The sequence below is a fragment of the Paenibacillus sp. 2TAF8 genome, assembly GCF_052114825.1.
Taxonomy (GTDB): domain Bacteria; phylum Bacillota; class Bacilli; order Paenibacillales; family Paenibacillaceae; genus Paenibacillus.
Genome location: NZ_JBFRFN010000013.1, coordinates 121,542 through 142,182 on the forward strand (window position 1 = coordinate 121,542; position 20,641 = coordinate 142,182).

The following is a 20,641-nucleotide window of genomic DNA, read 5'->3' on the forward strand; positions in this document are numbered from 1 at the left end:
AAGATGAAAGTTGGACTCAGCACGTACAGTTTGCAGCAAGCGTTGGATCGTAAGGAGCTAACTGTGCCGGATGCCGTTCGGTGGATTGCGGAGCAGGGCGGGCAGCATGTGGAGATTGTACCGATGGGCTTCAGTTTGATCGATAATCCAGCGTTAATTGAGGAAATTAAAGCTACGGCTCGGGAGGTTGGTATCGACATCTCCAATTATGCCATTGGAGCGAACTTTGCGGTTCAGGAGAATGCCGAGACTTTGGAGGAAGAAATTCAGAGTGTTATGCGCCACGTAGATGTTGCGGCTGCCCTGGGTGTGAAACGGATGCGCCACGATGTGGCTTTCCGGCCTGCACCGGAAGGGACTGTAGCACAGTTTGAAGCCGACCTGCCCGTGATCGTCAAAGCCTGTCAACGAATTGCCGACTATGCCGCAGGCTTCGGCATTACAACAAGTGTGGAGAACCACGGATATTATGTGCAATCGAGTGAGCGAATTCAGCGGCTTTTACATGAGACGGGGCGGGAAAATTTCAAAACGACACTGGACATCGGGAATTTCCTCTGTGTGGATGAAGATCCGGTGAGTGCGGTGAAAAATAATATTGCTCACGCGTCTATCGTTCATGCCAAAGACTTCTACTGGCGTCCTTCCACCCGGAATCCCGGCGAAGGATGGTTCCAGACCTCCCATGGCAATTATCTGCGCGGAGCTATCGTGGGTCATGGTGATATCGACATGCCTGAGGTGTTCCGTGTGTTGAAGCAATCCGGGTATGACGGATATATCTCGGTTGAATTTGAAGGCATGGAGGATTGCCGAACCGCCTCGTGTATTGCTATGGATAACGTGCGTCGTTTGTGGGATGAGGTGTGACATTGTGTCGTTATGTGCTTTGCTATGATCTGGCATCGCTATGCTATCCCGTGTCGATTGGTTTAGTGCTGTGAGATGCAGTGTAGTGAGTCTTTTATATAGAAGGTTTAGCAAGAAAGTAGGCCGTATGAAAGAAGACGCCGTTATCCGTTTTCTCTCAGATGAAATACATCGAAATGTGATCAGTATGAATGATTCAAGGTCGTGCTACTTTTTATAAAAAGCTGGCTCTGCCAAGCTGAACGGTATTCATTTTCATTTTTAACACTGGAGGGGTAGTAAAATGTCCAAATTAAAAGTCGCTGTCATCGGCGCTGGTTCGATATCCGATTGTCACTTGCAAGCCTATGCCAGCAACCCGGAAGTGGAGATTTATGCGATCTGTGATCTGAACGAGACTCGTGCCGCTGATGTGGCGAAGCAGTATGGAGCAACTCATGTGTTTACGGACTATAGAGACTTACTCGCTCTGCCGGAAATCGATTCGGTTAGCATCTGCACATGGAATGATTCGCACGCCGAGATCAGTATTGCGGCGCTGGATGCAGGCAAAAACGTGCTGTGCGAGAAGCCGTTATGCCAGACCGTAGAGGATGCATTAGAGGTAGAAAAAGCCGTTCATCGCAGCGGAAAGCTGCTGCAAGTAGGTTTTGTTCGCCGCTATAGTGACAACACCCAGATTCTGAAAAAGTTCATCGACGAAGGTGAACTGGGCGAAATCTATTATGCCAAAGCTTCCAGTCTGCGCCGTCTTGGCAATCCAGGTGGCTGGTTTGCGGATAAAAGTCGCTCTGGCGGTGGCCCGTTGATTGATATCGGTGTTCATGTCATCGACATCTGCTGGTACCTGATGGGCAGACCAAAGGTGAAATCCGTTTCCGCTAACGTCTCCAATCGTCTCGGCAACCGGGCGAACATTCGCAATCTTTCGTTCTATAAGGCTGCAGATTACGATGCGGAACAGAACACGGTGGAAGATATGGCTAATGCATTGATCCGTTTTGAAAATGGGGCAAGCCTGTTGGTCGATGTCAGCTTCACCCTACATGCAAAGGCTGATGAAACAACAGTTAAGCTTTACGGTGACAAAGGAGGAGCCGAGCTGGAGCCAGAGATTTCGATTATTGGAGAGAAGTTCGATACCATTCTGAACATGACACCGCAGGTCGATTTTAAATCCTTTGACTTCATGGGTTCGTTCCGTAATGAAATCAACCACTTTATCGACAGCACGCAAGGCCGAAAAGAAACCCTTAGCCCCGTCGAGGACGGCGTAGAGGTAATGAAAATGCTGTGCGCCATCTACGAATCCGCGCGCGAGGGCAAAGAAATCACGTTGTAAAAAATCCATTTACACGTGAAACGGAGAGTGCAGAACCAATCTGGAGAAGCGAAGCGCTCGCCTGAAAGATTTCCGCAGGAAAGCTGCATCGGAAGCATACGCTCCCCCCGGATTTCCCCATCAGGGAAATAATTCATAGGAATCCGGGGGTAACAGCGATTGAAAGATGGTACTGCAATCGGAGTGCCCCAGTGTAATCCGTCAGTGATCTTAAGGTCGTTATTCTACCCAAAACGGAGGGAACAGGTAACCCGACGTGACCAGTTACCCAATCGACGAGGTGAACCCGCCTTGGCCCGTTGTAAAAAATCCATTTACACGTGAAACGCAGAGTGCAGAACCAATCTGGAGAAGCGGAGCGCTCGCCTTTACCACCGGATTTCCCCATCAGGGAAATAATTCATAGGAATCCGGGGGTAACAGCGATCGAAAGATGGTACTGCAATCGGAGTGCCCCAGTGTAAATCCACCTTTTACAACGTCAGAAATTTCAACTAAAGGAGATGATTTATTTTGACTCAAACCAATCCCCCCCTGCCAGAGCAGGAAGAGCACATCGTTGAAGCAGGCGTACACAACTTTAGCAAAGAAGACGAATGGGTAAAGCCGGAAGATCCACTGCTGCTGGAGCGGCTGGAGTGGTTCAAAGATCAGAAGCTGGGTTTGATGATGCACTGGGGGCCATACTCGCAACTCGGCTTGGTGGAATCGTGGGCGCTGAGCGATGAGGATGGTGACTGGTCGCGGGATGATGTGGACTGGACGGACGATATGGAGGACTTCAAGCGTGAATATTTTGACCTGAACAAAACGTTCAATCCGATTCGGTTCCAGCCCGAGGAATGGGCACAGATGGCCGCCGACAACGGTTTTAAATACTTCCTGTTTACGACCAAGCATCATGACGGCTTCTGCATGTGGGATACCAAAACGACCGATTACCGAATTACAGGCAAGGACACGCCGTTCCACAAGCATAAATATGCCGATATCTGCCGGGTGTTGTTCGATGCCTTCCGTGCGAAGGGGCTGGGCATCTCGGCGTACTTTTCCAAAGCGGACTGGCACACACCGTATTACTGGGCACCAGGCATGGAGCGCGGACGCCATATGTGGCGCGGCCCTTCTTATGATCCGCACAAGTATCCCTGGATGTGGGAAAAGTTCGTGGAGTTCACCCATGAGCAGATCATGGAACTGCTAACGAATTACGGACGGATTGAGTGTTTGTGGCTCGATGCAGGCTGGGTACGCGAAGGCCGCCACGGTCAGGATATTCGGCTTGGTGAAGTGGTCGAGCGGGCGAGAAAGAGCACGCAGCCTTGGCTTCTGTCCGCAGATCGCACCGTTGGCGGGGCGTATGAGAACATCGTCACCCCGGAGCAGACGATTCCGGAACATCCGATGAATATCCCGTGGGAGAGCTGCATTACCGTCGGGCATTCCTTTGCTTTTGGCTTCGATGATCAGTACAAATCGGGCCGGCAGCTTGCGCATATTTTGCTCGAAGTGGTATCCAAAGGCGGGAATCTGGCACTGAATGTCGGGCCGCAGCCGGACGGACGTCTACCCAAAGGGGCCATTCGAGGCATCCAGGGACTTGGAGAGTGGCTGAATACACACGGCGAAGGCATTTATGGCACCCGCATTTGCGCTCCGTTTTACACGAAAGAGTGGGCATTTACACAGAAGGAAGGAATCAACACCGTATATGCCTTCCGCATCTATCGCAACGAGAGCGAGACCCTAGAAGAGCGGCTGATCATTCCATATGTGGAAAAGGTGGAGCGTGTTGAACTCATCGGTACAAATGACGTACTTTCGTTTCAGCAAACCGAAGAAGGGCTACTCGTGGAGCTGCCACGAGCAGCCGCAAGCAACCAAGCACCGATCACTCATACATTTAGATTAATCACCAAATCATAAAATCACATGTCAATTCCGGGGGAGATATCCACACCTCCGGAATTTATTTTTTGTACATAGCAAATACAGATACCAACAATACAGTGGCCTAAACACTTGATCCACAAGGGTTTTTAGAATAAAGAGAGGTCGGAGAAAATTGCAAATTGATCAAAAAGACCCCGGCAAGGTACTATCAAATTAAGAAAGCGCTACCTGATATGATTGTTAACATTGATTGGATTCAAGGCATCGAACGGGCGTCGAAAACTAACGTTTAAGGAATCTGAATGTAATGTATTATTACACTTGAGGCTGAGAAGGAGTGACGCAAATGAGTCGAGGTACAGAAAGCATACCTGGGAACATGGAGCTGCAACAATTACGTCAGACAGCGCCCAAGAAGCAGCATCCGTTCATCAAAAGCTTCAAAAAGCACTGGGAGCTGTACCTGCTTGTGCTGCCTCCGGTGTTGTATCTATTGATCTTCAAATACATTCCGATGGTGGGTGTGCAGATTGCCTTTAAAGATTTCAGCGTGGTCAAAGGCATCTGGGGCAGTCCATGGGTCGGACTCAAACATTTTGAAGCTTTCTTCGATTCTCCGAACTTCTGGCTGCTGATCAAGAACACCATTGGTATCAGTTTCTATTCCCTCCTTGCCGGTTTCCCTATACCGATCTTGCTAGCCTTGGCGCTGAACGAGATTCGAACGGGTTACTTTAAAAAGACCGTACAGATGGTTACGTATGCACCGCATTTTATCTCCACCGTTGTCATGGTATCCATCATTATTCTGATGCTTTCCCCCCATGTGGGCGTTGTAGACAAGTTATTTAGCTGGCTGGGTTTCCCGATGACCAACTTTATGGGGATTCCCGAATATTTCAAATCAATCTATGTCTGGTCCGGGGTATGGCAGGGTATGGGGTACTCCTCGATTATATACATCGCGGCTCTGGCGGGCGTTGATCCTTCTCTATACGAAGCGGCCAAGATGGACGGTGCCTCAAGGTTGCGGAAAATATGGCACATCGACCTTCCAACTCTTGTTCCGGTCACCGTAATCATGTTGATTCTAAGTCTGGGCAGCATTATGGGCGTTGGCTTCGAAAAAATATACCTCATGCAGAATCCGCTGAATACGAGCGCTTCGGAGGTCATCTCCACGTACGTGTACAAGGTCGGTCTGATCGGAGCGAATTTCAGCTTCTCCGCGGCAGTTGGTTTCTTCAACTCCATCATTAACCTGATTCTGCTGGTCATCGTCAACAGCATTTCCCGCAAAGTATCCGAGAACAGCTTGTGGTAAAGGAGGAGCATGTCCATGTTTAATCTGATGAATCGGAACCGAATTAAAGACCCGGTTGGCGACCGTATTTTCATGACTATCAACTATATCTTTCTGATTGCCATTCTGTTAACGGTGTTCTACCCGCTCTTGTACATCGTCAGCTCCTCATTCAGCTCGTCACGCGCCGTAACATCCGGCCAAGTGTGGCTGTTCCCGGTTGATTTTAACATCAAGGCGTACATCTCCATTTTCAAAAGCCAGCAACTCATGCTCGGGTTTTACAACACGATCATTTACACCGTAGTCGGTACGTTCATCAACGTTGCACTGACTGTTATGCTGGCTTACCCGCTCTCCCGCAAGTCGTTCTACGGACGGGGAGCCATCATCATCTTCATGATGATTACGATGTTTTTTGACGGGGGTCTGATTCCGACCTACCTGCTGATGAAAGACCTGCACCTGCTGGATACCCGCTGGGCGATGTGGCTTCCCGGAGCACTTGCCGTGTTCCAGGTCATCGTTGCGCGCACCTTTTTCCAGTCGTCAATCCCCGAGGAGCTTGGTGAAGCTGCCGAGATGGACGGATGCCGGGATATCCGCTACCTGATCAGCGTTGTGCTGCCGCTCTCCAAACCGATTCTGGCGGTGATGACCCTGATGTACGCCGTCGGTCACTGGAATGCATACTTTGATGCACTCATCTACTTGCGCTCCGAGAAGTTGTTCCCGCTGCAATATGTGCTTCGTAACTTGTTAATTCTGAATGCGGCTGATCCGGCCATGCTCGCAAATACAAGTCAGCAGATGAGGGATCAAGGGTTCGAGCAGGTGCTGAAATATGCGCTGATTGTGGTCGCCAGTATTCCGATTCTGATCATGTATCCTTTTGTCCAAAAACACTTTGTCAAAGGGGTTATGGTCGGTTCACTTAAAGGATAGATGGTAGCCGGTTCTTGAAAGGAGGTGGGGGCACACGCCGGCTTCCGGGATTGGTTTTTGAAACTTATAGAACCTATATCAACCCGTACAGCTTAACCAAAGGTTTGCCGTTATGAACAAAAAGGAGGAGTCAGCTTGAGAAAATCCTGGATTTCAATTTTGTGTCTGATCTTCGCTTCGGTGACGATATTGTCCGCATGCAGTTCATCTGAAAAAGCGGGTACAGGTAGTGAGGGGAGCGGCGAGAGCGGCGGTCCTGTAACGATGACTTTTTTTGCTCCGCAAGGTAAAGCGCCGATGGAGGACAATGAATTCACCAAGTTTATCGAAAAAAAGTTCAACGTGACCTTGAAATGGGACCTGGCCCCGACAGACGCTTTGCAGGATCGCAGACAATTGCTGCTAGCCAGTGGGGATTATCCTGAAGTGTTCCTGCACGGCAAGTTCACCACCTCGGATCTTCAAACCTATGGTAAACAAGGCGTGTTCCTTCCGCTTCAAGACCTGATCAATCAATATGGCCCGAACCTCACCAAAGTGATGGAAGAGAAGCCTTATTTTAAGGATGCCATAACGGCACCGGACGGTAACATCTATGCACTGCCTATTTTTAATGAATGTTACCACTGTACGTATGCGCAGAAATATTGGATCAACAAAGAATGGCTGGATAAGGTGGGGCTGAAAATGCCAACGACGACCGACGAACTGTATACCGTTCTGAAGGCGTTCAAAACCCAAGACCCGAACGGCAACGGCAAAGCCGATGAGATCCCGCTCACAGGTGCACCGAACAAGTATGTGTGGAACGGCAACATTGATGCTTACCTGATGAACAGCTTTATATACAACGATAACGATAAATACCTGATCGTGAACGACGGCAAGGTCAGCTTTGCCGCCAATCAGGAGGGATGGAAGAAGGGGCTGGAGTACATGCACAAGCTGTACGCGGATGGCCTGATCGACCCGGCTTCCTTCACACAGAATGACCAGGCGATTGGTCAACTGGGGAATAAAGAAGGCGACGAAGTGGTTGGCTCCATTACAACGGCACTGGTCAGCTATCTGGTGAATACGTATGACAAAAAGATTACCCGTCACCAGCACTGGGAAATCGTGCCTCCACTCAAAGGGCCGGATGGTGTGCAGACGACGGGAGCAACGCAAAGTGTGGGTGAATTTGAATTTGCCATTACCAACAAAGCGACCGAAGCACAGCAGATCGCAGCCATCAAAATTGTAGATTACATGTTCAGTGAAGAGGGTGCACTCTACGCAGAGTATGGCCCGACCGAAGGCAAGGGATGGAAGAAAGCAGACCCGGATGAGAAGAACATCAATGGGGAGCCTGCCAAGTACAGCTATTACAACCTGCCTGAACGTGATCCAAACGTGGTTGTGAACGAGAGCTGGTCACAGATCGGTGCGCATGACTTGTCCAACACGTTCCGTAACTTGTTTGCAGAAGGTCAAGACCCGCTGTCTGCTGAAGGCTACGGTACAAGGCTTGCTCAGGCGACGAAAGTATATGCTCCATACGCTCCCAAAGAAGTATATCCTGCCAACGTATTTATTCGTCCAGAGGATACCGAGACCGCGGCTCAGCTGACCACCGCAATCAAAGACTATGTACAGACGAATATGGCTCAGTTCATCATCGGCAGCAAGAGCATTGATAAGGATTGGGACTCGTACGTGAAAGGTTTCGATGGACTTGGATTGAGCAATTATCTGGATATTTATCAGCGTGCAATTGAGAAAAAGTAGTATATACGGACTGTCCCGCCTGTCACCCGTGACCGGGGCAGTCTTCTCCTATGACAACCCCACGTCATTCGATATAATGAACGCATAATTATGAAAAATTTGTGAACAGAGGCAAGGTGCAAGTGGTTTGTCGTCATGCAACATGAAATGGATTGGTGGGGGGGCGCGGAGATGAACAACAATTGGTTCAGACGTTTGCTGTTATCGTATTTGCCTATTTTTTTTATTGTGACGACGATTTTATTTTTTATTTTCTTTCAGGTATTTAACGAACAGAACCGAAGGGAAGCACTTAAGGCCAATGARTTTTTGGCTTCACAGGTGACACAGTATCTGGATAATTCCTTGCGTTCCATTGATTTCAAGGTACTGCGCGAGATTTTGACCAACTCTAATCTGAAAAATTATTTCTCGGTATCTGGCAGCGAGGATGTCTATGCCGGCATTCAGGCAGTTAAGGTCATCGATGAATTGAAGATAGAATATCCGCTGATCGACTCGGTCTACCTGGTCAGGTACAGCGATAACACCGTTTTTAGCAATGGCAAGGCCGTTCCGATCAACGAGTTTCCCGATGCAGTCTTTATTGCAGACAGCCGGACGAGAGATGAGCAGAAGTGGGTCGGCGCACGGTCATTCAAGGCGTTTCCTTCCCAATCGGCGGAGCAGGTCATTACGATTGTGCGGAATGTCGGGAACGGTAGAGGTCTTGTAGTGACCAACGTTGAGTTGAACACGCTACAAAAATCTATTATGCAGATGTACGACCCTGAATTTACGTTTGTGAACATCTATAACCGATCCGGTGGAAGTCTCTGGCATGGTGGTACGCCTGATGCTGAGATGCTTGCTTCCAAGCCAGTTTCCGCTTCGGGAGAGGTATTCTCTGAATTCACGTCCAGCTATAGTGGCTGGAAGGTGCAGACGGGGCTAAATAACGGGAAAATCATCAAGTTTACGCTGCAATTTTATAATATCTGGTTTATTTTCGCTGTCGCTGTTGTGCTGATCGGGGTTGTATGGGTCGTCTATGTGACACGCAGAAACTATAAACCGATCCAGCAGATTGTTACCTTAATTCAGACTGTATCTTCACAGAAACCGTCAGCATTGAACTATGGCAAGGAGAATGAATTCCGTTTCATTCATACTACACTGGAGCGCATGATCGACCAGACGAAGCAATATCAGGAGGAGCATGAAGAGAATCTGATTTTGCAGAAGAAGGTCTTCTTTCAGGAACTGCTGGAAGGTACGCGGGATTACACATGTCATGAGTTATCTGCGGAGATGAGCAAGTTCAAGCTGCCGGAATTAGAGCATCGCTGGGCTGTGATGGTGGTGGAGATGGATCGATACGATGTATTTATGGATGAGTATCATCAGCAGGATCAAGCCCTCCTGAAATTCGTGCTGTCGAGCATTTTGCAGGAAAGTGCACGGCAAGAAGGAACCGAGGTATGGGCGGAGTGGGTTTCAAGTCAGCGACTGTACGCCATCCTCTGGCTGCCTGAGACGGAACGGTCGGAAGAGACGGAAAAGCAGTTGCTCAGCGGATATCTGGATCGGGTTGGTCAGTATTTGAACTTTACCGTCACGATTGGTGTGGGCAGGGTTGCCGTGGATATTCGCGGACTTCGGGCTTCGCTTAAAGAGGCTGTGCATGCCCTGGAGTACAAGGCGGTTCTGGGCACCAATCGGATCATACCGTGCGGAGATGTACCGAGTTCGACAAATGATGTGTATGAGTTTTTAAAGACTATCTCCTTGCTAGTGCAGGCGATGCGGCTATCAGACGATGCTTGGGAACAGCATTTTGAACGGCTGTTTAAGCAGATTCGCGAGTCCGTTCTGTCTCGTCAGGAGATTATGAACACGGTCCAGCTGTTGTTCCAGCATTATAATCGTGAATTTGCCGAGCTTCCACGCGAATATCAGGAGTCATGGGCGGCGATATTTACGCCATTGCTGCCACGGCTGGAAGGTTGGGAGACGCTGGATGATCTGCGCGAGCTGTGCCTGGAAGGGTTCCGTGAACTGGCGCGGCAGATGGAGACACTGCAATGCTCTCGTAAACATCGATCACATATTCTGGAGATTCGCAAATATATCGAGGAGCATTACAACAATCCCGATCTGTCGCTGAATTACCTTAGTGATCTGTTCGATATCAATCCGAAGTATCTGAGCAAGCTTTTCAAAGATGAGATTGGCGAGAAATTCGTGGATCTGCTCATCAGTCACCGGATCGAAAAAGCGAAACAGCTCATGCAACAGACGGACAAAGCGATCCAGGAGATCAGTGAGGAAGTGGGATATACGAACTACAATTCCTTCAACCGTGCTTTTAAAAATGTCGTTGGCATGGCTCCAAGTGACTATCGAAAGGCGATGTAAGCTCCACGTATGACCAACTCACAGGCAGGAGGAGAATGTGCATATGCAAACGCAAATGGGCTACAAAGATGTATCACTTCCCATTCAGGAGCGGGTACAGGATCTGCTCGAACGAATGACCATCGCGGAGAAGATCGGGCAGTTGATCCAGCCTATGGGGTGGAAAACGTACAAGAAAGCGGCAGATGGCTCGGTGCAGGTGACGGAAGAGTTCGAGGCAGACATGGCGCGGGGTGGTGTCGGCTCATTGTATGGTGTACTCAGGGCAGATCCATGGACGGAAGTAACTTTGGGGACAGGGCTAACGCCCCGGCAAGGTGCGGTGGCAACGAATGTCATTCAGCAATATGCGATAGAGCGTTCCCGATTAGGGATTCCGATTCTGTTCGGAGAAGAGTGTTCCCACGGGCATATGGCAATTGGTGCAACGGTCTTCCCTGTGCCGCTCACGGTAGGAAGTACGTGGAATATCGATCTGTATCGCAGGATGTGCGAGGCGATCGCTGTAGAAACCCGGAGTCAGGGCGGTGCAGCCACGTATTCTCCGGTGCTGGATGTCGTTCGTGACCCGAGATGGGGACGAACGGAGGAATGTTTTGCCGAAGACGCTTATCTCATCGGGCAGTTTGCTGTGGAAGCCATTCATGGATTGCAGGGAGAGCGGCTTGATTCAGATCGAACGGTAGTGGCGACACTCAAACATTTTGCGGCGTACGGCAGTTCAGAGGGCGGGCGCAATGCAGCGCCAGTGCATATGGGAATGCGTGAATTGCATGAAATCGACCTGCTTCCGTTCAAACAAGCGGTGGAAGCCGGAGCCTGCTCGGTCATGACGGCCTATAACGAGATCGATGGTGTGCCGTGTACGTCCAGTACGTATCTGCTTCATGATCTTTTGCGGGAGAAGTGGGGTTTCGACGGATTTGTCATTACCGATTTTGGCGCGATCCAGATGCTGGTGAACGGACACAACACGGCAGAGGACGGAGAGCAAGCCGTGGCGCAGTCCCTGCGGGCAGGTGTAGATATGGAGATGTCCGGATTCATGTACCGCAAACATCTGGCACAGGCGCTTGAACAGGGTTTACTGGAAGAGGCAGAGCTGGATGTGGCGGTGCAACGGGTGTTGGAGATGAAATTCAGGCTCGGTTTGTTTGAGCAGCCATATGTTGATCCTGATTTTGCAGAACAGGTTATCGGGTGTGAGGAGCATGTCGGGGTTGCGCGGGAGGTGGCACAAGAGGGAATTGTCCTGTTGAAAAATGAAGGACATTTGCTTCCGCTTGCTGCTCAGGGAACCAAACTGGCTGTGATCGGGCCGAACGCCAACCATATCTATAATCAGCTCGGAGACTATACCTCGCCGCAGCCAAGGGAGCAGATTGTGACGGTGCTGGATGGTATCACGCGCAAACTCGGTGGGACGGATACTGCTCAGGTGCTGTATGCACCCGGATGCCGGATCAAGGGTAATTCGAGAGAAGGCTTTGCACAGGCGCTTGCATGTGCGGAGCAGGCTGATGTCATCGTTATGGTGATGGGCGGATCGAGTGCTCGCGATTTTGGCGAAGGTACGATTGATCTGCGGACAGGGGCATCCGTGGTAACCGACGATCCGTGGAATGACATGGAGTGCGGGGAAGGCATTGACCGTTCCTCATTGAACCTGATGGGTGTACAGCTGGAACTGGTGCAGGAAATACATAGACTGGGGAAACCGGTCGTTGTGGTGTATATTAACGGGCGCCCTATTGCCGAACCCTGGATCGATGAGCATATTCCGGCCATTCTGGAAGCATGGTATCCGGGGCAGGAGGGGGGCAATGCCATCGCAGATGTACTGTTCGGGGACGTGAATCCATCGGGACGACTGACCGTATCCATTCCTAAACATGAAGGTCAGCTTCCCGTGTACTATCATGCGAAACGGACGCGCGGCAAGCGATACTTGGAGATGGAGCTAACGCCGCAATATGCTTTCGGACATGGGCTTAGCTACACGGATTTCAAGTACGACAATGTACGAGTGACACCGGAAGTGATTGAGCCGGACGAGGAGGCACAGGTGCAGGTCGAAGTGACGAATGTGGGTGCCGTGGCAGGCAAAGAGGTCGTTCAGCTGTACATTAGCGATGTGTCGGCTTCCGTTACCCAGGCTGAAATCGCCCTGAAAGGTTTTTGTAAAATCCATCTGGAGCCAGGTGAGACCCGAACCGTAACGTTTCCCGTGCAAAAGGAACATCTCGCACTGATCGACTCCCGTCTCCAGTCTGTGGTGGAACCGGGTGAATTCAAGCTCATGGTCGGACGTAGCTCTGCCGACTGGACGGCTTGCAGTCTGCATGTACAACAGGTGGAGGTGACCGTATGATTCGCATCCAGCGGTTTATCGAAGATTTGAAGCAGCGGCAGTGGCTAGAGGTTTTGGAGCTTCCCGAGTGGCAGCTGCAACGCGCCCGCTATATTCGGCCGGGAGAATACGAGTACGAGCTGGGATATGCGCATGAGCAGGATCGTGCATTTGAACAAGGACATGAGTATGCGGATGAACAGCAGTCTGACGATCGGCAAGAAGATGAAACTGGGCAAGTGCATCAGGAAGCAGGCCAGGCGTTACAACAGTCCCTGAATCCGTTGAACAGCACACAAGGAACAACTTATTTTCTGAGCAAAAGAGTGCAGATTCCTGAGACGTGGCAGGGGCATACGATTGGATTTGTTTTTGAAGCTGGCGGGGAAGGGTTATTGAAGGTGAATCGTGTCCCTTATCACGGGCTCGATCGCAATCATACTTTCGTACCTCTCCCAAGAGAACGTGTGGGAATCTCGCCACAGCTTGAGATTGAGCTGTATGATCCCATCCCCGAACCGCATGATCCACTCAATCGGCAAGCGGTGATCCAGCCACCGATTCAAGGAATACGAGCAGCACTGGTTCATGTAAATCAACCGCTGCAGAGCCTGATGTACAGCATAATGGTACTTTCAGAATCGCTGCAGGCTTTACCAGAGAAGGACCTAAAACGCATAACATTGGTTCGGGCTGTCCATCAGGTGATGGATGAGATGTACCATGATCCGGTACGCTGGCAGGATGGTGTGTGGCTGCGTGAGCTGGAACAGAGAATCGCCCAGACCGTGGAGCGGGAAGACCCAGAGCAGCATCGAAGCGGGTTCATGCATCTGGTCGGACAGTCTCACATCGATGTGGCTTGGCTCTGGCCTGTACGGGAAACCGTACGCAAGTCGAGCCGGACGTTCTCTACAATGTGTACGTTAATGGACACGTACCCAGATTTTGTGTACTCCCAGAGCCAGCCTCAACTATATGCTTTTGTGAAGGAGCACTATCCCGAGCTGTACGAAAGGGTGAAGGCACGTATTGCCGAAGGTCGCTGGGAGTTGGTTGGCGGCATGTGGGTGGAGCCGGACTTGAACATTCCAAGTGGTGAGTCCTTGGTGCGCCAGATTTTGTATGGACAGCAGTTCTATCAGTCAGAGTTTGGCAAACGTTCGAATATCGAATGGCTGCCGGATACGTTTGGATATTGTGCATCGCTGCCTCAGATACTGAGGCTTGCCGACATTCCTTATTTTATGACGACCAAATTGAACTGGAATGATACGAATGTGTTCCCGTATGATCTGTTCGACTGGGTGGGGATTGACGGTACCTCGGTGCTGTCTTACCTGAATCATGGTGTAAATGAACATACACGTCCCAAAGATGTGCATGAACACTGGCAGTCCTACAAGCAAAAAGACGTTCATGCAGAGCAGATGTTGTTGTATGGGCACGGTGATGGTGGCGGCGGTGTGACGAATGAGATGGTGGAGTTTGCGGAGCGTTCTCACCTGATGGCAGGGCAGCCGATTAGTCAATTTAGCACGGCGGCAGCCTTTTTTGAAGGGATTGCAGCGAGCCAACCGATTCTGCCGAAGTGGCACGGTGACCTGTATCTGGAGCTGCATCGGGGTACGTATACCACCCACGCGCGGAATAAACGCAGCAACCGTAAGGCCGAGGTGCTCTATCGCGAAGCAGAAATCTGGAGCCAGTGGGATCATGATCACGGCCGGATGTTAGAACGGAAGGAAGTGCTTGATGAAGGCTGGAAGCTGATCATGCTGAACCAGTTCCATGATATTATTCCGGGTACGTCCATTCCCGAAGTGTATGTAACTTCTGCTGAAGAGTATAAGAAGGTGTTTGCACTTGGTAATGAAGTCTTACAGGATACACTCGGAGTGATCACGGATAACATCACTACAGATGAAGTATTGGGCGTGCCATATGTCATATTCAACAGCCTTGGCTGGGAACGGAGTGAAGTGATCTGTATCGCAGGGGATACGGATTGGGATGGCTTGGCGGCATATGATCGGTATGGGAATCGTTTGATTAGCGAGGTAGAGCGGGAAGAGCAAGAAAATAGGGTTAGACTGCATGTTCTTGTTCCTTCGATTCCTGCCTTTGGGTACATCACCATATGGCTGCGAGAGGCAGAAGAGGAAATGTTGCGTGCAGAAGTAGGAGAAGCAGAGCTGGAAGCCGAAGCAAAAGAAGAAGTAGAACGATATTCAAAAGAAGAAATAGCGGTAACCGTAGAACAGGGAGCGGATAGCGCATTAGGAGCAACAGGTGAGGGCGACATCACAGTAGGGAAAAGAACAACAAATGCAGTTCTAGAAGTGTGTTCAGCGATTCAAAAGACAGCTAAGTTTGAGCAGATACCTGCATGTTGGGAAACTGAGTTCTATTTGCTCGAATTCAACGACTTGGGTGAGATCACAAGATGGTATGACAAGACCGTAGAGCGTGAATGGTTGAAGCCGGGTGACCGAGCGAATGAGTGGCAGTTTTTCCATGACAAACCGACGTACTGGGATGCATGGGATATTGATCCTCGGTTTGAAGCTCAACGGGCGGGTGCTGTACAGCTGATCTCCAGAGAGGTTATCCAGCGCGGCTCTGTACAGGATGTACTTCGGTTCCGCTGGAAGCTGAATGATTCCGAGATTAGCCAGGATGTAATTTTGTCTCATCATCAGCGGCGCGTTGATTTTAAAACTCGGGTAGACTGGAATGAAAGTCATAAGCTGCTCAAGGTGGCTTTCCCGGTAGATTTGGTGGCATCCAAAGCAACCTATGAGATTCCATTTGGTGCCTTGGAGCGGGCAACGCATAATAATACAAGTTGGGAACGGGCGCAGTTTGAGGTGTGCGGGCATCGTTGGGCTGATCTTTCCGAGGGCAATAGTGGCTTTAGTTTGCTGAATGACTGTAAGTATGGCTACGACATTAAGGATTGCATGATCCGTCTGTCCTTGCTACGTGCGCCAAAATGGCCGGATATACAGGCCGATCAAGGGAAGCATGAGTTCACATATTCGGTACTACCGCATGCGGGTGACTGGCGTCAGGCTAATGTCGTGCAGTGTGCAATGGAACTGAATCATCCGGTACAGGTGGTTGCATCCACACCACATGCGGGTGTAAAGCCTTCGGAACACAGCTGGGTTCAGTTCCACAGTGAACATATTATTTTGGATACGATCAAGGTATCGGAAGACGGAACAGGAACGGTACTGCGTTTCTACGAATCAACCGGAGGCCGGGAGACTGTAAAGATACAGTGGAATGAACCTAATGTGAGTGCATCCATAATAAATCTGCTGGAAGATGAGCTTGCGCCGCTCGTTTGCCAGGGTGGGGCATTTAAACTGACATTTAAACCCTATGAAATCAAGTCGGTAAAGCTTGTGCCATCTAAAGGACAGCATAACTCATCTAATCTCATGGGAGGTACGACATGAAATTAACGAATAAAATCGGTGTAATTGTGGACAGTTTTGGCGTAGGTGTACGGGAAGGGCTGTTGAAAGCCAAGGATGCAGGGGCAGAAGGCGTGCAGATCTACGCGGTGAAGGGGGAGATGGACCCGACAAATCTGTCGCTTGCGGCTCGTAAAGAGCTTCGCAGTTATATAGATGGTCTCGGTCTTGAGATTTCAGCATTGGTAGGTGATCTGGGCGGTCACGGCTTTCAGGTTAAGGAAGACAATGCATGGAAAGTGGAAAAGTCCAAGCGAATTGTTGATCTGGCTCTTGATCTGGGCACAAATATTGTGACCACTCATATCGGTATTGTTCCACATGATGCATCTTCTGAAGTATACGAAACACTGCACGTGGCTTGTGAGGAACTGGGACAGTACGCCAAAAGTGTCGGTGCCTACTTTGCCATCGAGACTGGGCCGGAAACCGCTGCTGATCTGAAAGGGTTTCTCGATACTCTCTCTACGAACGGGGTATCCGTTAACTTTGACCCGGCGAACATGGTAATGGTGACAGGAGATGATCCGGTGCAGGGTGTGAAGTTGCTTAAGGATTATATCGTACATACCCATGTGAAGGATGGCCTGCGTCTGAAAGAGGTCGATCCACGGGACGTGTACGGTGCCGTGGGTTACGCTCCGATGGATCATGAGAAAATTGCCGAAATGGTAGCTTCCGGTGCCTTTTTCCATGAAGTTCCGTTAGGTGAAGGGGCTGTTGATTTTGATGCTTATTTTGCCGCGCTGCAGGAGATTGGTTACACAGGGTATCTAACCATTGAGCGCGAAGTGGGAGACCAACCGGAAGTGGATATTCGCAAAGCCGTGCAGTTCATCAAACAATATCGATAGGAGTGGAGCAGATGAAGGTAGGTCTGAGCACGTACAGTTTGCTGAATGATCTTAATTCGGGAGCCATGACGGTGCTGGATGTGATTGACTGGATTGCCGCAAACGGCGGTGAGCATATGGAGATGGTTCCCTACGGATATACGGTGGAGGATAATCATGAGTTAGCGGAAGCGATTCGGGAGCGAGCCGCAGCAGCAGGGATTGAGCTGTCGAACTATTCGATGCCGRCCAATTTCGTGCAGGAGACGGAAGAGGCTTTTGAAGAAGAGATGGACCGAGTCAAAAGACATGTGGATGTTGCACACCGGATGGGTGTACGTCATCTGCGCCACGACGTTACCGCATTCAAGCTACCCAAGGAGAGCACAACCATAGCCTGGTTTGAAGAGCATCTGCCACTCATGGTCAAGGGAAGCCAGATCATTGCGGATTATGCAGCGCAGTACGGGATGATCACAACGATTGAGAATCATGGGTTCAGTGTGCAGGCAAGTGATCGGGTTCAGCGAGTATTGCATGCCGTAGACCGGCCTAATTTCAAAACAACGCTGGATATTGGCAATTTCATGTGTGTGGACGAAAATCCAATTATCGGTGTGATGAAAAATTTGCCTTACGCTTCGCTCATTCATTTCAAAGACTTCTACTTCCGTCCGTATGACGAGCATCCGGGGGAAGGGGAGTGGTTTACCACGACTTATGGTAACTTCCTGCGCGGTGCAATCGTGGGTCAAGGTGATATTCCCATCCGTAAAATCGTCAAACTGATCAAAGACTCCGGTTATGATGGCAACATTACGGTGGAGTTCGAAGGCATGGAGGAATGCAAAGCTGCTTCCAAAATCGCGATGGACAATCTGCGCCGTTTCTGGGATGAAGCATAGGGGAACGTTGTCCATTAGGTATGAACTACATCTATTAAATAATAGAAGGCGTTTATCTCATAGATAAGCGCCTCTTGTTTGAATTGTGAAAATAAATTTCACATAATAGTATACCCGCTTACGATCCATAACACTCGATAAACTATCCGGCATTTCCGAGATTGGCTACATAGGGTGGTTTAGATTTTTTACTACATATCCATAGCAATTAACTTTGGCCCAGTTCTCCTGATAATAAGGCCAAGTATGGCCGTACGCTGATGCAAGAGGAGTGACTAGATCGTGATGCGGAGAAATGATAATGCTGATAATGCTATTGTTATCAACAGTACCATATTTGTTTGTATCATCAGGCAATATTACATTCGTTAAGGCTTTTAGCTCCCCTAGCGTAGATTGATTTCCTTCTTCATCCATAATGATGGTTGCATCGCCTTGATATTTCCCTACTTTAGCTTTTGCCATCCCGGATGTTTGTACCTCTGTAAATTTCTCCGATGTATTCTGATCTGTTGTTTCGGGTGATGCCATAGCTACTGATGCGATGCTCAAATTAAGTATTAGAGTAAAGGTAAGTGCTGCCTTCAGAATCTTCTTCAAGCGTCATCTTCTCCTTTAGATAGAATAAACAAACACTAACATATAAGTCCATTTAATTCCATATACAATGGTCGCAAAATGATCCGGATTGTGAATACATGTCAGATGATAATGGGTATGTTCAGCTTCTCCCCTCCCTACATAGGAAGCTAAGTTTAACAATAAGGCTATTTAGGGGAAAAGACTCTTTTTGTCATATGAAGCGTACGAATCAGGAGAAAATTTAGCAGTGCCATAAAGAGGAATAAGTGACGATAATCACAAGTATGCTATACTGAACATAAGCAGCCTGAAAATAACTGGCTATGGATAGGAGAGATTGTGAATCTATGCAGGTATTTGAGGACTGGAACCAAAAGGTGAAGAAGACGTTCAACGCAACAAATCCCGAAGTGGTACTGACGGTGACTGAGGCGGGCAGCCTGCTGGGACTGAGTAAAGACCAGATGAAGTTATACGTGGATAAAAACAAACTCACCAAAGTACCCATTATGAGAAGTGTGCATCGATACCTTTTGTTAAAAAGTGAAATTGATCGCATCGTGCAGACACAATAAATATAGGGATGAGTAGCGCAGCCTTGGCACTACACAGGTAATAACTGAATAGAACTTATATAGCCATTTGACCGGGAAGTACTCGGGAGAGTGGCTTTTTTCTTGAATAAAGAGGAGTAGTCAGGCGTGCTCGGTAGATTATCGTCAGGGTTATAAATGAACTAAACGTTCTATTTTTTTACTTGGTTGGAGCGGGGATGAGAGAAGAAGATGTTGGGAAATATAGCTCTGTAACGGTCACCGATTAGAGTGGAAGTTTATGCTTGTCAAAAGCCAATCCGTTACTATATACTCATGTCGCAAGTGACCTGACCCATAAACTACAAGAATCCAGGGAGATGAACAATCCATGGCAATTAACTTGAATGTGTACCTTGTTACCAATGGTAACGGGCGTGAAGCTGTCGAATTCTACAAAGAGGCATTTGGTGCGGAAGTGCTCGCGATGCAGACTTTTGGGGAAGGCCCATCTAGTCCGGATCATCCAATCCCACCAGAGGCCAAGGACTGGATTATGCATGCTTCTCTGCAAATTGGCAGTTCGGTACTAATGTTATCTGACACACTTCCTGGTATGCCACACACGATTGGAGACAACATCACGGTGACGGTTAATACGGACACGGCGGAGCAAGCCAAGGACATTTTCGGTAAACTTGAAGTGGGCGGTAAAGTGAATATGCCGATTCAAGAAACCTTCTGGAGCCCGGCTTACGGTAATGTTACTGATAAATTCGGTGTGCAGTTCCAAATCAGTGCAACTCCTGGACAAGCGTAGTTATACACGGTAAATCTATTGTGAATGCAGGGTGTCTATCTGGTAAACTGACTTTACAGACTTTTTGTGAAGTCAGTTTTTTGGTGTGAGGAGTGGTGTATATGAAGGTGTTCGAGGACTTTAAAGCATGGTCTGAGCAAAATGAAGGTCGTACAGAGATACTTACCCCTGCTGGAAGAATGACAGCTATACATAAATTTAAACCCGGTGCTTCGGAGGAGAAGATCAGAGAACTCTCCGATTTTTTCTCTACCCCGCTGCCTCCAGACTACATCAAATTTCTACGATTCTGCAATGGAGCATCTCTGTTTGAACATCCTGAGTATGGAGGAGAGAACTTCTTATATTCGGCACAGGATGTTATTTATTATAACGAGGCGTCTGACCGTAAGATTGTCGTTGCAAATATCCTTGATGATCAAATTATCATTGATTTGGATCGATGGCAATCTGGTGATATGGAGTATCTGCTGCTTGGCGAGAGTTTTAATCCTGCCGAAGCTGCAGGTCGCTTCTACAGTAACTTTGAAATCTGGATGGAGCGGTTTGTGATTTCTCAAGGAACGAAGTTCTGGTATTGGAAAACGGATCGCCGTTCTTCTGAATAAGGGCA

Annotated in this window: 15 protein-coding genes; 14 read left to right on the forward strand and 1 reads right to left on the reverse strand. The window is 49.0% G+C overall.

What is annotated here, in order from left to right; translation table 11 throughout:
* Positions 1 to 3 precede the first annotated feature (3 nt).
* From AB4Z30_RS19530 to AB4Z30_RS19580, 11 genes are all read left to right on the forward strand, one after another.
* The gene (locus AB4Z30_RS19530; protein WP_441929206.1) at positions 4 to 870 is read left to right on the forward strand and encodes a sugar phosphate isomerase/epimerase family protein; all 867 of its coding nucleotides are present in this window, start codon (positions 4 to 6) and stop codon (positions 868 to 870) included.
* 283 nt (positions 871 to 1,153) lie between these two features.
* Positions 1,154 to 2,212 carry a Gfo/Idh/MocA family protein gene (locus AB4Z30_RS19535; RefSeq protein WP_441929158.1) on the forward strand — a complete coding sequence of 353 codons (1,059 nt, stop codon included), beginning with the start codon at positions 1,154 to 1,156 and terminating at the stop codon, positions 2,210 to 2,212.
* 513 nt (positions 2,213 to 2,725) lie between these two features.
* Positions 2,726 to 4,138 (forward strand): alpha-L-fucosidase, encoded by a 1,413-nt coding sequence (locus AB4Z30_RS19540; protein WP_441929159.1) that lies wholly within the window; start codon positions 2,726 to 2,728, stop codon positions 4,136 to 4,138.
* Positions 4,139 to 4,484: 346 nt separating this feature from the next.
* A complete protein-coding gene (locus AB4Z30_RS19545; protein WP_441929207.1) occupies positions 4,485 to 5,429 on the forward strand; it encodes an ABC transporter permease in 945 nt (314 codons plus the stop codon).
* A 15-nt stretch (positions 5,430 to 5,444) separates the two neighbouring features.
* Positions 5,445 to 6,353: a carbohydrate ABC transporter permease gene (locus AB4Z30_RS19550; protein WP_240037099.1), complete on the forward strand. Its 909-nt coding sequence runs from the start codon at positions 5,445 to 5,447 to the stop codon at positions 6,351 to 6,353.
* A gap of 135 nt (positions 6,354 to 6,488) precedes the next feature.
* The gene (locus tag AB4Z30_RS19555; protein WP_441929160.1) at positions 6,489 to 8,123 is read left to right on the forward strand and encodes an ABC transporter substrate-binding protein; all 1,635 of its coding nucleotides are present in this window, start codon (positions 6,489 to 6,491) and stop codon (positions 8,121 to 8,123) included.
* Positions 8,124 to 8,294: 171 nt separating this feature from the next.
* Positions 8,295 to 10,520: a helix-turn-helix domain-containing protein gene (locus AB4Z30_RS19560; RefSeq protein WP_441929161.1), complete on the forward strand. Its 2,226-nt coding sequence runs from the start codon at positions 8,295 to 8,297 to the stop codon at positions 10,518 to 10,520.
* A gap of 55 nt (positions 10,521 to 10,575) precedes the next feature.
* Complete coding sequence (locus AB4Z30_RS19565; protein ID WP_441929208.1) at positions 10,576 to 12,891, forward strand: glycoside hydrolase family 3 N-terminal domain-containing protein; 2,316 nt, start codon at positions 10,576 to 10,578, stop codon at positions 12,889 to 12,891.
* Positions 12,888 to 16,337 (forward strand): alpha-mannosidase, encoded by a 3,450-nt coding sequence (locus AB4Z30_RS19570; protein ID WP_441929162.1) that lies wholly within the window; start codon positions 12,888 to 12,890, stop codon positions 16,335 to 16,337. The genes AB4Z30_RS19565 and AB4Z30_RS19570 overlap by 4 nt, the downstream gene beginning before the upstream one ends.
* Entirely contained in the window at positions 16,334 to 17,209 is an 876-nt protein-coding gene (locus tag AB4Z30_RS19575) for a sugar phosphate isomerase/epimerase family protein (protein WP_441929163.1), read from the forward strand. The genes AB4Z30_RS19570 and AB4Z30_RS19575 overlap by 4 nt, the downstream gene beginning before the upstream one ends.
* Positions 17,210 to 17,220: 11 nt before the next feature.
* The gene (locus AB4Z30_RS19580; protein WP_441929164.1) at positions 17,221 to 18,093 is read left to right on the forward strand and encodes a sugar phosphate isomerase/epimerase family protein; all 873 of its coding nucleotides are present in this window, start codon (positions 17,221 to 17,223) and stop codon (positions 18,091 to 18,093) included.
* A 165-nt stretch (positions 18,094 to 18,258) separates the two neighbouring features.
* Here AB4Z30_RS19580 and AB4Z30_RS19585 read toward each other — a convergent pair whose 3' ends face one another.
* Positions 18,259 to 18,693, reverse strand: a complete 435-nt coding sequence (locus tag AB4Z30_RS19585; RefSeq protein WP_441929165.1) for a hypothetical protein — start codon at positions 18,691 to 18,693, stop codon at positions 18,259 to 18,261.
* Positions 18,694 to 19,022: 329 nt separating this feature from the next.
* Between AB4Z30_RS19585 and AB4Z30_RS19590 the strand changes: the two genes are divergently transcribed.
* The 3 genes from AB4Z30_RS19590 to AB4Z30_RS19600 all read left to right on the forward strand — a co-directional run bounded on the left by AB4Z30_RS19590 (position 19,023) and on the right by AB4Z30_RS19600 (position 20,636).
* Positions 19,023 to 19,250 (forward strand): DNA-binding protein, encoded by a 228-nt coding sequence (locus tag AB4Z30_RS19590; RefSeq protein WP_441929166.1) that lies wholly within the window; start codon positions 19,023 to 19,025, stop codon positions 19,248 to 19,250.
* Positions 19,251 to 19,599: 349 nt separating this feature from the next.
* On the forward strand, positions 19,600 to 20,028 hold the full coding sequence (locus tag AB4Z30_RS19595) for a VOC family protein (RefSeq protein ID WP_434748458.1): 429 nt from the start codon (positions 19,600 to 19,602) through the stop codon (positions 20,026 to 20,028).
* 101 nt (positions 20,029 to 20,129) lie between these two features.
* Positions 20,130 to 20,636, forward strand: a complete 507-nt coding sequence (locus AB4Z30_RS19600; RefSeq protein WP_441929167.1) for an SMI1/KNR4 family protein — start codon at positions 20,130 to 20,132, stop codon at positions 20,634 to 20,636.
* Positions 20,637 to 20,641 lie beyond the last annotated feature (5 nt).